14 protein-coding genes are annotated in these 15995 nt (G+C 72.0%); 8 read left to right on the top strand and 6 right to left on the bottom strand.

Going from position 1 to position 15995, the window contains the following annotated elements:
* Positions 1 to 73: 73 nt before the first annotated feature.
* Together RKD23_RS35930 and RKD23_RS35925 are read left to right on the top strand one after the other, a co-directional pair.
* The gene (locus RKD23_RS35930) at positions 74 to 1261 is read left to right on the top strand and encodes an FAD-dependent monooxygenase (protein WP_424857531.1); all 1188 of its coding nucleotides are present in this window, start codon (positions 74 to 76) and stop codon (positions 1259 to 1261) included.
* Positions 1261 to 2784 carry a hypothetical protein gene (locus tag RKD23_RS35925; protein WP_424857530.1) on the top strand — a complete coding sequence of 508 codons (1524 nt, stop codon included), beginning with the start codon at positions 1261 to 1263 and terminating at the stop codon, positions 2782 to 2784. The genes RKD23_RS35930 and RKD23_RS35925 overlap by 1 nt, the downstream gene beginning before the upstream one ends.
* 6 nt (positions 2785 to 2790) lie before the next feature.
* Here RKD23_RS35925 and RKD23_RS35920 read toward each other — a convergent pair whose 3' ends face one another.
* Positions 2791 to 3681, bottom strand: coding sequence for an SDR family oxidoreductase (locus RKD23_RS35920; protein ID WP_424857529.1), 891 nt, complete (start codon positions 3679 to 3681; stop codon positions 2791 to 2793).
* Between the two features lie 259 nt (positions 3682 to 3940).
* On the opposite strand from RKD23_RS35920, the gene RKD23_RS35915 reads away from it, so the two are divergent.
* Entirely contained in the window at positions 3941 to 4681 is a 741-nt protein-coding gene (locus tag RKD23_RS35915; RefSeq protein WP_424857528.1) for an SDR family oxidoreductase, read from the top strand.
* Here RKD23_RS35915 and RKD23_RS35910 read toward each other — a convergent pair.
* Positions 4668 to 5576, bottom strand: a complete 909-nt coding sequence (locus tag RKD23_RS35910) for a sigma-70 family RNA polymerase sigma factor (RefSeq protein ID WP_424857527.1) — start codon at positions 5574 to 5576, stop codon at positions 4668 to 4670. The two genes, RKD23_RS35915 and RKD23_RS35910, sit on opposite strands and share 14 nt — an antisense overlap.
* Positions 5577 to 5685: 109 nt before the next feature.
* Complete coding sequence (locus RKD23_RS35905; protein WP_424857526.1) at positions 5686 to 6147, bottom strand: MarR family winged helix-turn-helix transcriptional regulator; 462 nt, start codon at positions 6145 to 6147, stop codon at positions 5686 to 5688.
* Positions 6148 to 6308: 161 nt separating this feature from the next.
* Between RKD23_RS35905 and RKD23_RS35900 the strand changes: the two genes are divergently transcribed.
* The 3 genes from RKD23_RS35900 to RKD23_RS35890 all read left to right on the top strand — a co-directional run bounded on the left by RKD23_RS35900 (position 6309) and on the right by RKD23_RS35890 (position 9759).
* Positions 6309 to 6983, top strand: coding sequence for a nitroreductase family protein (locus RKD23_RS35900; protein WP_424857525.1), 675 nt, complete (start codon positions 6309 to 6311; stop codon positions 6981 to 6983).
* 75 nt (positions 6984 to 7058) lie between these two features.
* On the top strand, positions 7059 to 8354 hold the full coding sequence (locus tag RKD23_RS35895; RefSeq protein ID WP_424857524.1) for an MAB_1171c family putative transporter: 1296 nt from the start codon (positions 7059 to 7061) through the stop codon (positions 8352 to 8354).
* Positions 8347 to 9759, top strand: coding sequence for an FAD-dependent oxidoreductase (locus RKD23_RS35890; RefSeq protein WP_424857523.1), 1413 nt, complete (start codon positions 8347 to 8349; stop codon positions 9757 to 9759). The genes RKD23_RS35895 and RKD23_RS35890 overlap by 8 nt, the downstream gene beginning before the upstream one ends.
* Before the next feature lie 7 nt (positions 9760 to 9766).
* Here the strand turns inward: RKD23_RS35890 and RKD23_RS35885 are convergent, their stop codons facing one another.
* The 3 genes from RKD23_RS35885 to RKD23_RS35875 all read right to left on the bottom strand — a co-directional run bounded on the left by RKD23_RS35885 (position 9767) and on the right by RKD23_RS35875 (position 12773).
* On the bottom strand, positions 9767 to 10381 hold the full coding sequence (locus tag RKD23_RS35885; protein WP_424857522.1) for a toxin: 615 nt from the start codon (positions 10379 to 10381) through the stop codon (positions 9767 to 9769).
* A gap of 371 nt (positions 10382 to 10752) precedes the next feature.
* Positions 10753 to 12171 (bottom strand): hypothetical protein, encoded by a 1419-nt coding sequence (locus RKD23_RS35880; protein ID WP_424857521.1) that lies wholly within the window; start codon positions 12169 to 12171, stop codon positions 10753 to 10755.
* Between the two features lie 221 nt (positions 12172 to 12392).
* Positions 12393 to 12773, bottom strand: a complete 381-nt coding sequence (locus tag RKD23_RS35875) for a YrdB family protein (RefSeq protein ID WP_424857520.1) — start codon at positions 12771 to 12773, stop codon at positions 12393 to 12395.
* Between the two features lie 387 nt (positions 12774 to 13160).
* Between RKD23_RS35875 and RKD23_RS35870 the strand changes: the two genes are divergently transcribed.
* Entirely contained in the window at positions 13161 to 14723 is a 1563-nt protein-coding gene (locus RKD23_RS35870; RefSeq protein WP_424857519.1) for a pectate lyase family protein, read from the top strand.
* A gap of 224 nt (positions 14724 to 14947) precedes the next feature.
* The gene (locus RKD23_RS35865) at positions 14948 to 15970 is read left to right on the top strand and encodes a zinc-dependent alcohol dehydrogenase family protein (protein ID WP_424857518.1); all 1023 of its coding nucleotides are present in this window, start codon (positions 14948 to 14950) and stop codon (positions 15968 to 15970) included.
* Positions 15971 to 15995: the final 25 nt, after the last annotated feature.

The following is a 15995-nucleotide window of genomic DNA, read 5'->3' as shown; positions in this document are numbered from 1 at the left end:
CAGACGTGCCGACATGTTGCGATGAGGCGCCGCTCGGTCCGGGCGGCTGCACCGAGAACCTCAGCGAGGACCCATGCCGAAGCCCTTCGCGACCATCGTCGGCGGCGGGATCGGCGGTCTCGCGGCGGCCATCGCCCTGCACCGAAGCGGCTGGCGGGTCGAGGTGCTGGAGCGCGCCCCGCGGTTCACCGAGATCGGCGCCGGTATCTCCCTGTGGCCCAACGCGCTGGCCGCGCTCGACGCGCTCGGCCTGGCCGGCGCCGTACGGGACGTGGGCGCGGTGGAGGCCGCGGGCGGGGTGCGCGACCGGCGGGGCCGCTGGCTGTCGCGCACGGACAACGCCGAGCTGACGCGCCGCTTCGGGCATCCCCTGCTGGTGCTGCACCGCGCCGAGCTGCTGCGGGTGCTCACCGATGCGCTGCCCGCGGACAGTCTGCGGCCGGGCTGCGAGGTGCGCGCGGTCCGTGACGAGGAGCCCGGCCCGGTCGTCGAGCACGGCGGCGGCGAGTCCCGGCCGGACCTGGTGATCGGCGCCGACGGGCTGCGCAGCGCGGTCCGCGGCGCCCTGTGGCCGGAGGCGGCCGCTCCCCGGTACGCCGGATACCCGGCCTGGCGCATGGTCACCGAACCCCTCGCCGCACCGCCCGCCGAGGGCGCGGCGACCTGGGGCCGCGGGGAGCGGTTCGGGTACACGGTGCTGCCGGGCCGGCGGATGTACTGCTTCGCGACCGCGTCGCTGCCGGCCGGCGGCGCCCTGGGCTCGCCCGAGGCCGAGTACGCCGAGCTGCTGCGCCGCTTCGGCGACTGGCCCGACCCGATCCCCGCCCTGCTGGCCGCCGTACCCGCCGCGGCGGTGCTCCGGCACGACCTGTACGAGCTGCCGCCGCTGTCGTCCTTCGCGCGGGGCCGGGTCGCGCTGCTGGGCGACGCGGCGCATGCCATGACCCCGAATCTGGGCCAGGGCGCGTGTCAGGCGCTGGAGGACGCGGTCACCCTCGCGCACTGCGTTGACGGCACCGACGACGTGGCCGCCGCGCTCCGGTCGTACGACGTGCTGCGCCGGCCCAGGGCGCAGGCGGTGGCGCGCCGCTCCGCCCGGCTCGGTGCCGTCGGGCAGCTGGCGTGGCCCCCTGCGGTGGTGCTGCGCAACACGGCCGCGCGGCTGACGCCGGTGGGGGCGACGCTGCGCTCCATGACGCCGGTGCTGGGCTGGACGCCGCCGGGTGCACCCGTGACCGAGACGAAGAACGAGATCCACTGATGCCGGACTGGACGTACCACCCCCTGCGCGGCGCCGCCTCCGCTCTGCTCGGCGAACGCCGTGCCCAGCTCACCGCACTGCGGCTGCTGGCCACGATCGGCTCCCGGCCCGCCGGTGCCCGGCTGATCGCCCGCGGGTTCGGCCACCGCCATCCGCCCGAGCGGCTCGCCGGCGAGGTGGCGGGCGTGCCCGTGCGGGTCCGCCTCGGCATATCCGTCCCGCCCTCGCTCGCCCATGACGTGGTGCGCGCGATGCCCCCGCTGGGGGCCGGTGTGGTCGAGGTGGCGCCGGTCACCGCGGCCGACGTGGACACCGTACGAGAAGCAGCGGCGGGTAGGTCGCTGCCGCTGGTCGTCGGTGCGTGCGACGCGGCGGCGCAGGTCGCGCTGAAGCCGTATGTCGACGGGTTCACCGGGGACGACGATCCGCGGCTGGTCCGGGTCGACGGCCCGGACGTCGGCGCCGCGGCGGCCGTGCTGGAGGAGCCGGACGCCGTGGTGCTCGCCCGGCCCGCGGTGCTCGTCGAGGCGGGTCCCGGCTGGTTCGCGCGGGTCGTCGAGGCTGCCACGCCCACCGCGGCCGCGCCGGTGCTGCGGGACGTCGGCCGTGATCCGCGGCGCTGGCCCGCCTGGTGGTGGGCGCTGCTGGTCGGGCTCGGCATGACCGGCGCGGGGCTCGGCGCCGCGCTGATCACGCTGGGGCCGGTGCTGCTCTGGTACGACCGCGACTACCTCGGTATGACGCTGCACGAGCTGCACGCCGCCAACCACCACCTCGTGCACTTCCTCCAGCACGACCGCATCACCATGGCCGGCACCATGGTGGCGATCGGGGCCCTCTACACGGGCCTGGCCGTGGGCGGCATCCGACGCGGCTGGGGCTGGGCCCGCGAGGTGTATCTGCTGTCGGGGGCGATCGGCTTCCCGACCCTCTTCTACTTCCTGGTCACCGGCTTCGTGGAGCCGCTGCACACGGCCACCGCGCTGGTGCTCTTCCCGATGTTCGTGGCCGGGGTCCGCCGCGCCCCGCACACACCGCGCTGGCGCCTCGCACCGGAGGGGCCCGAGCCGGAGCGGCGGCGGGCGCTGGTCGGCCAGCTGCTGCTGATCGTCACGGGAGCGGGCCTGTTCGTCGGCGGGGCGGTGATCTCGGTGGTCGGGCTGACCGGCGTCTTCGTGCCGACCGACCTGACCTTCCTCGGCACCGACCCGGGGACGCTGGAGGCAGTGAACTCCCGGCTCGTGCCCTTCGTCGCGCACGACCGGGCGGGCTTCGGCGGCGCCCTGATGTCCGCCGCCGTCGCGATCACCCTGCTCAGCGCGTGGGGCTGGCGCCGGGGTGAGGCCTGGGTGTTCTGGACCCTGGCCGTGGCGGCGGCCGCGGGCTTCCTGCCGGCGGTCGTGGTGCACGGAGTGATCCACTACACCGACCTCGTCCACCTGGCACCGGTGTACGCCGGCATCGCCCTGACGGCGACGGGCCTGCTCCTCGCCCGCCCGTATCTGTGCGCCCGGCGGGACTGACCGCGGCTACGGCAGTGGGGTGCCGCCGGTGATGTTCATGATCTCGCCGGTGATGAAGCCGGCCTCCTGGGAGGCGAGGAACACGTACGCGGGAGCCAGCTCGGCGGGCTGTGCCGGGCGGCCCAGCGGGCTCTGCTTGCCGAACTCGGCCGTGTCGGGCAGCGTCGCCGGGATCAGGGGCGTCCACACCGGACCCGGCGCGACCGCGTTGGCGCGGATGCCGCGGTCGACCAGCATCTGGGCCAGCCCCTGGGTGAAGGTGACGATCGCGCCCTTGGTCGTCGCGTAGTCCAGCAGATGGGGGCTCGGCTGGTACGCCTGCACGGAGGTGGTGTTGATGACGCTGCCGCCCTCGGGGATGTGCGGCAGGGCGAACTTCGTCAGCCAGAACATGCCGTAGAGGTTGGTGCGCATCACCCGGTCGAACTGCTCGGTCGTGATCGCCTCGATGCCGTCCGGCTGGGACATCTGGTACGCCGCGTTGTTCACCAGGACGTCGACGCGCCCGAACTCCGCGACCGCCCGGTCGATCAGCGCCCGGCAGTTGTCCTCCTCGCGGATGTCGCACGCCACGGCGACCGCCTTGCGACCGGCGTCCTCGACCAGCCTGGACGTCTCGCGCGCCTCGTCCTGCTCTTCCTCCAGGTGGGTGAACAGCACGTCGGCGCCCTCGCGGGCGAAGGCGAGCGCGACAGCGCGCCCGATCCCGGAGTCGCCGCCGGTGATCAGGGTCGCCCGGCCCTCCAGCCGGCCGGACCCGCGATAGGTCTCCTCGCCATGGTCCGGCGGCGGGTCCATGGGGCCCGTCCACCCGGGATGCGGCTGGTCCTGCGCCGGGAAGTCGGGCTGCGGATGCTGCGTCGCCGGGTTCTGCTGCGCGTGCTGGGAATCGGTCACGTCGGCCTCCTGACCTGTGTGGGGCGGGTCCGGACAGCGACCGGGTTCCCGCCCGGGGCTGATCGAAAAGCGCCGCCTCGGCCGGCGGTGGTGCTCGGACCGGGCCACTCCGACGGCGGCGTCCGAGCAGGAGGCTGTCACAGATCCGGGTGCCGCCCTGTCCTTCTGATGTGCGGCCCGCTGAACGCGCGGCCCGCGCACCGGGTCCGGCGGCTGTCGCCGGGCCCGTCGGAAGCCGGATCGGTGAACGGAGACAGTGATGAAGATCGTGGTTGTCGGCGGTACGGGGCTCATCGGCTCACAGGTGGTCACGCTGCTGCGCGCCCGCGGACACGAGGCCGTGCCGGCCGCCCCCTCCACGGGTGTCGACACCCTCACCGGTGAGGGCCTGCCCGAGGCGGTCAAGGGCGCGGACGTGGTCGTGGACGTGTCGAACTCCCCGTCCTTCGAGACCGACGCGGCGCTGGACTTCTTCACCCGCGCGGGGCGCAACCTCGCCGAGGCCGAGCGGGAGGCAGGGGTCCGCCACCACGTCGTGCTCTCGATCGTCGGAGTCGACCAGGTGCCCGACTACGGCTACTACCGGGCCAAGGTCGCCCAGGAGGAGGCCGTGCGCGGCGGCGGGACCCCGTACAGCATCGTGCGGGCCACGCAGTTCTTCGAGTTCGTCGGCCCGGTGATGGACATGTCCACCGAGGGCAGCGAGGTGCGGCTGCCCTCGACGCGGCTGCGGCCGATCGCCTCCGCCGAGGTGGCCGCCGCGGTCGCCGAGGCGGCGGCCGGTGAGCCGTCGTACGGCGTGCGGGACATCGCCGGTCCCGAGGTGCACCGGCTCGACCGGCTCGGGGAGATCACCCTGGCGGCCCGCCCCGACGGCCGCTCGGTCGTCACCGACGAGACGGCCGGCCTGTTCGCGGCGATGCCCGACGGGGTGCTCGTCGGCGACGGCTCGGTCCAGGTCATGCCCACCCGTTACGAGGAGTGGCTCAAGCAGCACTGATCCTGCGCGTCGACCGCTCGTACGCCCTGAGTTTGGCGGGCGCGAGGATCCAGTGGAGCGCGTCGATCCCGGCCGGCCCGGCGATGATGCTCACCAGGGCGACGGTGACGCCGTCCTGGACGAGCAGCAGACTGGGCCGGCCGTTGGCCTCGGCAACGCGGTACTCGGCGCCGGGGAAGAACTTCCTCGCGAACGCGCTGATCCTCGCGACGCGTTCGGCACCCACGACCTCCAGCCGTGCCACGCCGCGCATGCCGTTGCCGTCCGCGTAGGCGACGACGTCCGCCGACAGGACATGTTCGAGGGCGGCGACATCGCCGTGCTGCGCGGCGGCGACGAACGCGTCGAGCAGCCGGCGGTGCTGGGCGCTGTCGACGGGTTCGCGGCGCTCGGCGGTCAGGCGTCTGCGGGCCCTGCTGACGATCTGCCGGGTGTTGGCCTGGGTCAGCTCCAGCATGCCCGCGATCTCGTCGTAGGCGTAGTCGAAGGCCTCCCGCAGCACATAGGCCGCCCGCTCGACGGGGTTCAGCTTCTGCAGAACCAGCAGTACGGCCAGTTCGACGGCCTCGCCGCGCTCCGCGCCGATCTGCGGATCGACGCTGGTGTCCACCGGCTCCGGCAGCCAGGGGCCGACATAGGCCTCACGGCGTACCCGCGCCGACCGGGCCACGTTGATGGCCAGCCGGGCGGTGATCCGCGCCAGGAACGCCCCCTGGTCCAGCACCGCGCTGCGCTCGGCGCCCTGCCAGCGCACCCAGACGTCCTGGACGACGTCCTCGGCCTCCGACACGCTGCCGAGGATGCGGTAGGCGATCCCGAACAGCCGGGGCCGCTGCCGCTGGAAGGCCTGCGCGGCCGCGTCCAGGGAGCCGTCGGAGAGCGGGTGCTGGTCCATGTGCCGGTGCCTTCCGTGCCTCGGCCGCGCGGGGACGACGCGCTGGGGTGGGCGGGACTTGGGGGTGGGCGGGACTTGGGGTGGGCGGGACGACGCGCTCGGGGTGCCGTCAGCGGCTGGTCGTCAGCAGCTTGCCGAGCAGCGTCGAGAGCTGCTCGCGCTCGGCCGGGGTGAGCTGCCGGAAGGTGTCGTCGAGGAAGGCGGGGACGCCCTGCTCGGCCCGGTCGAGCAGCCCGCGGCCGGAGTCGGTGAGGGTGACGGCGTAGGCGCGCCGGTCGCCCGCGTCACGCTCGCGTCGCACATGTCCCGCGCGCTCCAGGCTGTCGCAGATGCCCACCATGACGCTGCGGTCGATGCGCAGTTCGTCGCTCAGGACGCGCTGCGAACAGGGGCCGACCTCGGCGAGCATCTTGAGCACCAGATGCTGTCCGACCCCGATCCCGGTCTCGTCGGCCCGGGCCTCCGCGGTGCGGGCGACGGCGGCCGAGGCGCGGCACAGGGCGATGTCCAGCCGCTCCGCGGCGAGCCTCGGAAAGTAGACGGCCTCACGGTCCGCGGTCCTGGGCGCCATGCGGCCCACCTCCTCTGCGCTTGCTGCGGTCTTCACCCTAGCAAGAACCATCTGTGCACAGATTGTTTGCCAGCCACCCATCGCATTTGTATGCTCACCAATCATCTGTCGACAGATGATCTGCATCCAGACGGAAGCACCCACCCCTACCGAGGACGGCCATGACCCTGGATCTGACCCCCGACCAGCTCCTGTCCACCACGCGCGCGGTGCGCAAGCGCCTCGATCTGGACCGCCCGGTGCCGCGGTCCCTGATCGAGGAGTGCGTGGATCTCGCCGTACAGGCGCCGACCGGGCGCAACCGGCAGCGCTGGCACTTCGTCGTCGTGACCGAGGCCGCCCAGCGGCGGGCCGTGGCCGACATCTACCTGCGCGCCCTCGCCCAGGCCCCGGGCCAGCCCCTGACCGAGCGGGACGCCTGGCGCATGAACTACCACCCGGGCTCCACCGAGCGGGTCTTCGACGGCCTGCGGTACCTGGCCGCGAACATCCACCGGGTGCCGGCGTTCGTCATCCCCGGTGTGGAGGGCCGTACCGACCACGCCTCGGTGGCCGTTCAGGCGGGGACCTGGGGATCGATCCTGCCGGCCGTGTGGAGTTTCATGCTGGCCGCCCGGGCACGCGGCCTGGGGACGGTGTGGACCAGCGCCCAGGCGCCGCTGGAGCGGGAACTGGCCGAGGTGCTCGACGTGCCGTACGACGACATCATGCTGGCCGCGTTCCTCCCGCTCGCCTACACCATCGGCACCGACTTCAAGCCGGCCCGGCGGATCCCGCGCGAACAGGTCCTGCACTGGGACCGGTGGCAGCGCGGCGCGACGGCGCGCGGGCGGTGAACGCCGCGGCGGAAAACGCCCGTTGAGGGCAGGCAGAGCGGGCGCGTAGGGTGCGAGGCGCAATGTCAGCCGATCATGTCCAGGAGCGATGCCGGTGCGAGCCGTGGCGGCCAGGGGAGCCCGACGGGCCGAGGCAGCGGTGACATCCGGCCGATCGCCGCGAGGCGGGCGTGTCCGGTGATGCGGCTCGGTGATCTGTGCCCGCCGTACGCCCTGCCGACCGCGCTGCTGGTGGCCGGTCTCGGTCTCAAGTCGCCGACGATCGTGCGGTCCTGGAAGGATCCCAACGCCCGCGCGACCTGGCTGGTCCTGCTGTTCGCGTCGGCCGTGTTCGTGAGCGTGGCGCCGTCCAGCATCCACCGGCTCAACACGCTGACCGGTGTGCCCAACTTCGCGGCGCCCTGGTCGTACTCGCTGCTCACGCTCTTCTGCGCCGCCTGCCTCACCATGATCATCACCTGGCGGGAGGAGCCGACCGCGCGGCGGCGCCGCCGCATCCGGCTGGTCTGGGCGAGCTACCTCGGCGTGGTCGTCGCGCTGTGGGCGACGTTCCTGATGGCCGACGTGCCCGTGGAGCGGGTGTACGACCTGGACACGTACTACGCCGACACGCCCTGGATGCGCGAGCACATCGTGCTGTACCTGCTGGGCTACCTGGTCTCCACGCTGGTGTCCGCCTGGATGATCTGGACATGGATCGGCAAGGTCCGGGCGCGCCGGCTGAAGGTGGGCCTGGTGTTCCTCCAGGCGGGGTACGCCTTCGGGCTGGGTTACGACATCAGCAAGCTCCTGGCGGTGGGCGCCCGTTGGACGGGCCGCGACTGGGACGTGCTGAGCACCGAGGTCGCCCCGCCCTTCGCGATCCTGGGCGCCACCCTGGTCGCGACCGGCTTCATCCTTCCCGTGCTCGCACCGTTCCTGCGGACGTGGCCGCGGGAGCAGGCCACCTACTGGGTGCTGCGGCCGCTGGAGCAGCTCATCCGGCGAGTGGCGCCCTCGGCCCCGAAGGCCCGCGTCAGCCGCTTCGCGCCCCTGGACCTGCGGCTGGTCAGACGTCAGCAGCAGATCCACGACGGGCTGCTCCGGCTCGCGCCGTACTTCGACCACGCCCTGTACCGGCGGGCGTACGACGTGGCCGCCGCCGAGCACCGGGAGACGACCGCGCGCGGCGTCGCCGGGGCCATCGCCCTGCGCGCCGCCCTGAGCGCGTGCGCGGCCGGCACACCCCGGGCCTCGGACGGCCGGCCCGCGCACATCGGCCGTGAGGTCACCGACCATCTCACCGCGATCGCCCGAGCCCTGTACCGGCCCCGCCTCGTCGAGAGCGTCCGCCGGCGGACGACCACAGAAAGTCTCACTTCTCATGCCTGACAGATCCGCGCCCCTCCCGATACGCCGCCGGCCCACGGCCGTAGTGGTGGGCGCAGGCGCCGCCGGCCTGTTCGCGGCCGCCGCTCTCGCCGAGTTCGCCGACGTCACCCTCGTCGAACGGGACCGCCTCCCCCAGGGCCCGGAGCCCCGCCGTGGCGTACCCCAGGCCCTGCACGCGCATCTGCTGTGGAGCGGCGGAGGCGCCGCCTTCGACGAACTGCTCCCCGGAGTCGTCGACGAGGCCGTGGCGCGGGGCGCGCGACTGGCGCACATCATGGGCGACATGGTCAGCCGCGCCCCCAACGAGGTCTGGTTCAGGCGCTTCACGACGACCCGCCACCACAACCTGGTGTGCTCCCGGCCCCTGTTGGACCACGTCCTCACCGCCCGCGTCCTCGCCGACCCGCGCATCTCCCTGCGGGAGGACACCGCCGCGGTCGGCCTGGCGGGTTCGGCCACGGTCGTCACGGGCCTGCGCGTGCGGACCGGCGACCGGGACGAGACCCTGCGGGCCGACCTGGTCGTGGACGCCTCCGGCCGCGGCTCCCGCGCCCCCCTGTGGCTGCGCCGGCTCGGCCTGCCGCAGGTCGCCGAGCGGGAGGTCAACGCCGGTGTCCGCTACGCCACGCGTCTGTACAAGGCACCCGGCGGTACGGCGGCCACCGCCTTCCCGCTGGTCAACGTGCAGGCCAACCCGGCCAAGGCGCCGGGCAGGGCCGGCATCATCGTGCCGATCGAGCACGGCCGGTGGATCGTCACCCTGTCCGGCAGCCGGGGCGGTGAACCGTCCGACGACGCCCAGGAGTTCGTGGAATTCGCCCTCGGGCTCGACGACCCCGTCATCGGCACCCTGCTGCGCGACGCGGAACCGCTCGGCGACGTCGTCACCAGCCGCAGCACCGCCAACCAGCGCCGCTACTACGAGAAGATGCCCGCCTGGCCGGACGGCTTCGTGGTCCTCGGGGACGCCGTCGCCGGCTACAACCCCGTCTACGGGCATGGGCTGAGCGTCGCCGCGCAGTGCGCTCTCGCCGTACGTGACACCCTGCGCGACCGTGACATCGCCGCGCCCGGCACGGCCCGGCGTCTGCAGCGCGCGGCCGCCCGGCCGGTCGGGGCGGCCTGGGATCTGGCCGTCGGGCAGGACATCTTCTACCCGGGCGCCAGTGACACCCCGCCGACCGTCGCGGAACGGCTTCTCGCCCGCTATGTGGACCGCTGTGTGGAGACCGCCGCCGGGAACCCGCGTGCCCTCGGCGCCCTGCTGGACGTCATGAGCCTCAGCGAGCCGCCCAGCCGACTGTTCTCGGCCGACATGCTCCGTCCGATGCTCCTGGGCCCGCGGATGCCGCGGCTGGCGGCGGCGCCGCTGCGGGCCGAGGAGTGGGAGGGCGCCCGGCCATGACGGGGGCTCACTCCAGGATCTGACCGCCGCGGTGGGTGAGGGACAGGTTGATGCGGCCCTCGATGGTGGAGGGGGTCACGGGGCCTCTCGCGTACGGGCCCTTGATCCAGGTGCGGACCTCACGGCCGAAGAGGAGGCCGAAGGTCTCGGCGTCCGCCTCCTCGTCGTCGTCCTCGGCGGCAGCCCGCGCGGCGACCGCCAGCAGGGCCGCGCGCGGAACCTCCTCGGCGGCGAGGATCCGCTCGGCGGCGAGGTGCACGGCCTCGGGGGTCGTGTCGGAGGCCAGGGCCCGCGCGGCCGTCGGCAGACCGGTGTGCCGGTGACCGCAGTCGCCCTGCTCCTCGTGCCACAGTTCATGGCCGAGGATCACGAGTTGCGCCTCGGGCACCGCACGCTCCTCGACCACGATGATCGACCTGTCACCGCAGTCCAGGCGCAGACCGGACACCGGCACGTCGTCGGGGAAGGCCCGGAACACCAGCTGGATCGGCCGGCCCCGGCGGCTGCCCATGGCCCGGCAGAACGCCTCCATCACCGCGGGCGGCTCCGCAGGTCTGTCCAGCCCCTGCGCCGCGTCCCTGCCCAGACCGGCGAGAAGCGCCTTCATCGCTTTGCTGCCCACCGGTCGGTCTCCTCCTTCGTACGTCACCACCTGAACCCGCAACACGGCTGGGGCAGATGGCGCGACCCGCACCCTACGCGCACCGAACCCATCTCTCAACGATCAGATCCCGTCCGGATACAGGCGTTGGCCGAAGGCTTCGCATGTCGCGATGGGCCGCCCAGGACACTCGACGGAAATCGTCGCCGCCGAAGTGGTGGCGGAGCAGCCGGTGTTCCGGTCGGGACGAGTGCGACGACGGCCACCAGGATCCCGCCTGTCACGAAAAGCGGGCTGCCTCCGGTTGGCTGGCACAGACCGCTCATGACGCCGCCACGCAACCGCGCTGCTGTGGACTCTCGCTCTCCATCCCGAAGAGGGACTCCGTCCGGTCAGGCCACCTCGAGCCTCAGTACGGTCAGCGGCTCCACGAGCACGCCGGGGGCCGGGAACTGCGAAACGATTCTCGCGCCGGGGCGGCCTTGATCGCCTTGGATCTCAGGCTTGACCCCGCTGCGAAGAACCACGAAGAAGAACTCTCCGAGAGCCCGGGGATCGATACCGATCGCGTCCAACACGCCGTTGCTCTTCAGGAATTCCAGACAGTGGTCGACACTCTCCAGATTGACGCAGGCGAGGAGTCTGGTGACAGGCTCGGCGAGCTGACCGACGAGCGAGGGCATCGCGTTTGCCGCCGGCATCGCCGGCAGGGCGACGGCCTTCTGCTGCGGCATGTCCGGCGGCAGCGACGTGAGCCGGAAGTCCGGGACGCCGCGGATGTCCCGCATGAACACCTCGGGGTCGCGCGCTTCCTTCACATTCTCGATGGCAAAGGACGCGGCCTCCTCTATGACATCGAGATCGCCCGCCAACGCGGCCTGGAGAGTCGGCAGATCAGGCCCGCCCGGCACGATCTCGAACTCGTCGGCGTGCCGGAAGTCGAGGATGTACTCCACGAGGTTGAGCATGTCGACGGCCCTCGACCTCAGCTTGGCGCAGCGCATCAGCACCCGGCGCTGTTTCTCGATGTCGGCCGCGTTCGGCGGAGTCGGCCCCAGTGCGATGACGTAGGGGGCCAGCGTCACCGTGAACGGCTTCGGGTCCGCGCGCACACTGCCTGTCCACTCGTCCATCGCCTGGTACATCTGATTGATCAGTTCGACCGGATCCCCGCTCCGCGGATGAGTGGAGACGGTACCGCCGTCATGGAGAATGAACGCCTCGGCCCGTGCCTCGGCGTTTTTCATCGCCTCCGAGATACTGGCCCTGACCTCGCCCGACACCGTCACCCCGTAGGAACCCTCCAGGGCAGCGTTGAGCGTCATCTTGGACTGCACGCTCTTCGTGTCGATCCGCACAATGCCGACGAACCTTCCCCCGGTGGTGATCCCGCGTACGAAATACTCCCCGAACTGCTCGCCGAGCGGCTTGTTCTGCTCGACCTTCTTTCCGGCGTCTTCCGAGAGCCTGGGCGAGTCCATCTGCTGGAAGGCGAACTCCTCCGCGGCCGACACCATGACCGTGAGTGAACTCGCCTGGATCCGGCATCGCTTGGAGAAGTCGAACGACGCAGATCCGCTGAACAACCCGATCCCGGCTGAGACATCGACTCCCACGCCGAGTTCGGTCTCCAGATCCTGCGTAGTCTCGACGCGCCGGAAGACGAACGTGCCGGAACCGCCCTTCCCGACCTCCGGGGGCGTGACGTCGCCGACCGCTCCCAGTGCCATCGGGCTGCCGCTGGCCATTGCGACGCCGATTCCGATGTCGTAGCCGTTACGCATCGGAACCTCTTCTTGCTGCAGGACCACGATGCCTCCCGTACGAACTCGGGAATGCCAGGTCGGCCGCGTCCGGAATCGGCCCCGACACCAGGAGCGGCGGTCGATCGGGCTGTCCAGTTCCCAGTGTGCACTCCGCGGGCAGGCCCGGCACCCTCAGCCGTTGCCGCAGGCAGGCGGGGCTTCACCAAGGACCCTTGCCGTGCATGAGACCGGGCCGGCGGCGGCGCACTGCCCCTACTCCCACAGGCTCAGCCCCGCCGCCGAAACGTCTCGGCCACCCCCGTGTTGACCACCACCAGCACCGCCCACCCCGTCGCGACGACCGGATGCCCCAGCCCGTACAACGCGGCCGCGCTGCCGCCCAGGACGAGCGCCTTCACCGCCAACACGCCCAACAGCGGCACCTGGTAGCGGGCCCTCGGCGCGGCGAACGCGCCCCACAGGAGGACGGCTGCGGCCGTCACCGCTGCGCCGAGCAGGACGCCGAAGCCGCCACCGCCGCCGACGCGGTACCCCCACCACGCCAGGAGGGCCAGGGCCACCAACTCGACCAGGAAAGCGGTCACTTCGTTGACGGCGTACCAGCCGCGTGCGCCCCACGCGGGCACCGCGGGATCAGGCTCCGCCATGTGCACCCCCTCCCCAGCAGGTCCGATCCGGCCATGCTAGCCGCGGGGCCGCACATCGTGCGCAGAGCCTTGCCAGCGCCACAGAGGGCACCCTATTCTCGCCAGACCGAAAGCGCTTTCTGTCGCTTCGAAGGTCATTCGAGGGACGTTCGAAGGACCTTCGCGGGACGTACGCGGGACATACGGGGAGCTCCCCACCGCTGAGCCCCCGACGTGCACGTCGCACCACCCGAACCACGTGAGCAACAGAGCCGCCAGAGTCGGCCAGATCCATCTGAGCCGGCCGCCCCGACCGGTCCGCACCGGCGCGGCGGGGCCCGCTCATGCGCGGCGACCAGCACAGCAGCACCCGGCATTCCACGGTGAACCATGAATCGAGGAGGCGAGATGAAGCGACCCGTCGCAGTGCGACTCCACGCCGCGCTGGCCACACTGGCCGTCGCGGCCGCGACCGGCGCGGTGCTGTCGATGCCCGAGGCATCGGCGGCGACCGGCGGCGCCACCGGCTATGCGACCCAGAACGGCGGGACCACCGGCGGCGCGGGCGGCCAGACGGTCCGTGCCACCACCGGAACCGCGATCCACGCGGCCCTGTGCGGCCGCGCCAGCAGCAGCACCCCGATCACCATCCAGGTGGAGGGGACCATCAACCACGCCAACACCAGCAAGGTGTCCGGCAGCAGTTGCAACACCGCCGACGGCGTCATCGAACTCAAGCAGATCAGCAACGTCACGATCGTCGGTGTCGGCAGCGGTGCCGTGTTCGATCAACTGGGCATCCACATCCGCGAGTCGCGCAACATCGTCATCCAGAACGTGACGGTCAAGAACGTCAAGAAGTCCGGCTCACCTACCTCCAACGGCGGTGACGCCATCGGCATGGAGAGCGACGTCCGCAACGTCTGGGTCGACCACGTCACCCTGGAGGCGTCGGGCGGCGAGTCGGAGGGCTTCGACGGCCTGTTCGACATGAAGGACAACACCCAGTACGTGACGCTGTCCTACAGCGTCCTGCGCAACTCCGGCCGTGGCGGCCTCATCGGGTCCAGCGAGACCGAACTGTCCAACGGCTACGTCACGTTCCACCACAACCTGTACGAGAACATCGACTCCCGCACGCCCCTGCTGCGCGGCGGCATCGCGCACATCTACAACAACCACTACGTGAGCCTGAACGAGTCCGGCATCAACTCCCGGGCGGGCGCACGCGCCAAGGTCGACAACAACTACTTCGAGGACTCCAAGGACGTCCTGGGCACCTTCTACACGACCGCGGCCGGATACTGGCAGGTCGGCGGCAACGTCTTCGACAACGTGACCTGGTCGAGCCGCAGCAGCGACTACAACCCGGCCGGGCCGAACCCCGTGTCCAACACGACCGTCAGCATCCCGTACGCCTACACCCTCGACGCCGCCTCCTGTGTGCCGGGCATCGTGAGCCAGACGGCGGGCGCGAACAAGGGCCTGCGTGTCTCGGACGGCAACTGCACCCCGCAGACGCCCAGTCCGACCCCGACGACCCCGACCCCCACCCCGACGCCCACACCCACCCCGACCCCCACGCCCACCCCGAGCCAGCCCACTGGGACCAACCTCAGCATCGGGGCCGGTTCCGACGGGTCCAGCAAGGCCGACGGCACGAGCTACGGCAACGTACGGGACGGCAACATGAGCACCTACTGGTCGCCGGCCGGCTCGACGGGCTCCGTCTCGATCAAGTGGGGCTCCCCCACCACCGTGTCCCAGATCAACATCCGGGAGGCGTCCGGCGCGACGGGCCGCATCGGCACGTGGAGGGTTCTCAACGCCGACACCGGCGCGGTGCTCACGTCCGGAACCGGCGCGGGCCTCATCCGCGTACCGACGACCACCCTGAGCAAGATCACCTTCGAGATCACGGGCGCCGCCGGCACACCCCAGGTCGCGGAGTTCGAGACCTACGCCGGGTGAGCGGACGCTGAGTCGGAAGGGTGTACCGCCGGTACACCCTTCGGGAGGAACTCCCTGCCGGGCCCGGACAGGCGTTTCCTTGAACGAGGTGGGTGCCCGCGAGTGACAATCGGGGCCGACACGCTGCCCGCGGGCACTCGCCTCAGCGCCGCCGACCTTGACTGTCCACGGGACGGCCTCGGACGTCACCGGCGGCCCCGGCTCAGCGAGGAAGAGAGATCATCATGCGTGGTGCTGTACTGCACGCCCCGGGCGACATCCGGGTCGAGGAGCGCGAGAACCCGACGATCGTCGCCCCCACCGACGCGATCGTCCGGCTGTCGGCGGCCTGCGTCTGCGGGTCGGACCTGTGGCCCTACCGCGGTGTCGAGACGTCCCAGGGGCCTGCGCCCATGGGCCACGAGTACGTCGGTGTCGTCGAGGAGGTCGGCGCCGAGGTGCGGGACATCGCGCCCGGTCAGTTCGTGGTCGGCTCGTTCTTCGCCTCGGACAACACCTGCGAGATCTGCCGGGCCGGATATCAGTCGTCCTGCGTCCGCCGCGAGCCGATCGGCGCGCTCGGCTCGCAGGCGGAACTGCTGCGGGTGCCGCTCGCCGACGGCACGCTCGTCGCCACGCCGGGCATGCCCTCGGACGACCTGATTCCCGGCCTGCTCGCCGCCTCCGACGTGCTGGGCACCGGCTGGTTCGGCGCGGTCGCCGCCCAGGCGGGGCCGGGCAGGACCGTCGCGGTCGTCGGTGACGGCGCCGTCGGTCTCCTCGCGGTGCTCGCGGCCAGGCAGCTCGGCGCGGAACGCGTCATCGCGATGAGCCGCCACGCGTCGCGGCAGAAGCTGGCCCGGGAGTTCGGCGCCACCGACATCGTCTCCGAGCGCGGCGACGATGGCGTGGCCCGCGTCAAGGAACTCACCGGCGGTCTCGGCGCCCACTCGGTCGTGGAGGCCGTCGGCACCCAGGAGTCGATGATGCAGGCCATCCGCTCCACCCGGCCGGGCGGTCACGTCGGCTATGTCGGTGTCTCGCACGGCGTCGCCCTCGACGGCCAGGAGCTGTTCTTCTCCCACGTCCACCTGCACGGCGGTCCCGCCCCGGTCCGCGCCCACCTCCCCCACCTGATCGACCTGATCTGGAACCGCGAGATCGACCCGGGCAAGGTCTTCGACCTCGAACTGCCCCTCGACGAGGCGGCCGAGGCGTACAGGGCCATGGACGAGCGCCGCGCGATCAAGGCGCTGCTGCGCCCGTAGTCTCTCCCCGTCCGTCATCGGCACA

The organism is Streptomyces sp. SAI-170, from assembly GCF_049739565.1.
In the GTDB taxonomy this organism is placed as follows: domain Bacteria; phylum Actinomycetota; class Actinomycetes; order Streptomycetales; family Streptomycetaceae; genus Streptomyces.
Note: the sequence above shows the minus strand (reverse complement) of the source record. Positions and strands in the feature narration are given on the sequence as shown.

Excerpts from the sequence above, each read along its gene's own strand:
- RKD23_RS35930 (WP_424857531.1), top strand. The coding sequence starts at position 74 with ATGCCGAAGCCCTTCGCGACCATCGTCGGCGGCGGGATCGGCGGTCTC.
- RKD23_RS35925 (WP_424857530.1), top strand. The coding sequence starts at position 1,261 with ATGCCGGACTGGACGTACCACCCCCTGCGCGGCGCCGCCTCCGCTCTG.
- RKD23_RS35915 (WP_424857528.1), top strand. The coding sequence starts at position 3,941 with ATGAAGATCGTGGTTGTCGGCGGTACGGGGCTCATCGGCTCACAGGTG.
- RKD23_RS35910 (WP_424857527.1), bottom strand. The coding sequence starts at position 5,576 with ATGGACCAGCACCCGCTCTCCGACGGCTCCCTGGACGCGGCCGCGCAG.
- RKD23_RS35905 (WP_424857526.1), bottom strand. The coding sequence starts at position 6,147 with ATGGCGCCCAGGACCGCGGACCGTGAGGCCGTCTACTTTCCGAGGCTC.
- RKD23_RS35900 (WP_424857525.1), top strand. The coding sequence starts at position 6,309 with ATGACCCTGGATCTGACCCCCGACCAGCTCCTGTCCACCACGCGCGCG.
- RKD23_RS35895 (WP_424857524.1), top strand. The coding sequence starts at position 7,059 with ATGTCCAGGAGCGATGCCGGTGCGAGCCGTGGCGGCCAGGGGAGCCCG.
- RKD23_RS35890 (WP_424857523.1), top strand. The coding sequence starts at position 8,347 with ATGCCTGACAGATCCGCGCCCCTCCCGATACGCCGCCGGCCCACGGCC.
- RKD23_RS35875 (WP_424857520.1), bottom strand. The coding sequence starts at position 12,773 with ATGGCGGAGCCTGATCCCGCGGTGCCCGCGTGGGGCGCACGCGGCTGG.
- RKD23_RS35870 (WP_424857519.1), top strand. The coding sequence starts at position 13,161 with ATGAAGCGACCCGTCGCAGTGCGACTCCACGCCGCGCTGGCCACACTG.
- RKD23_RS35865 (WP_424857518.1), top strand. The coding sequence starts at position 14,948 with ATGCGTGGTGCTGTACTGCACGCCCCGGGCGACATCCGGGTCGAGGAG.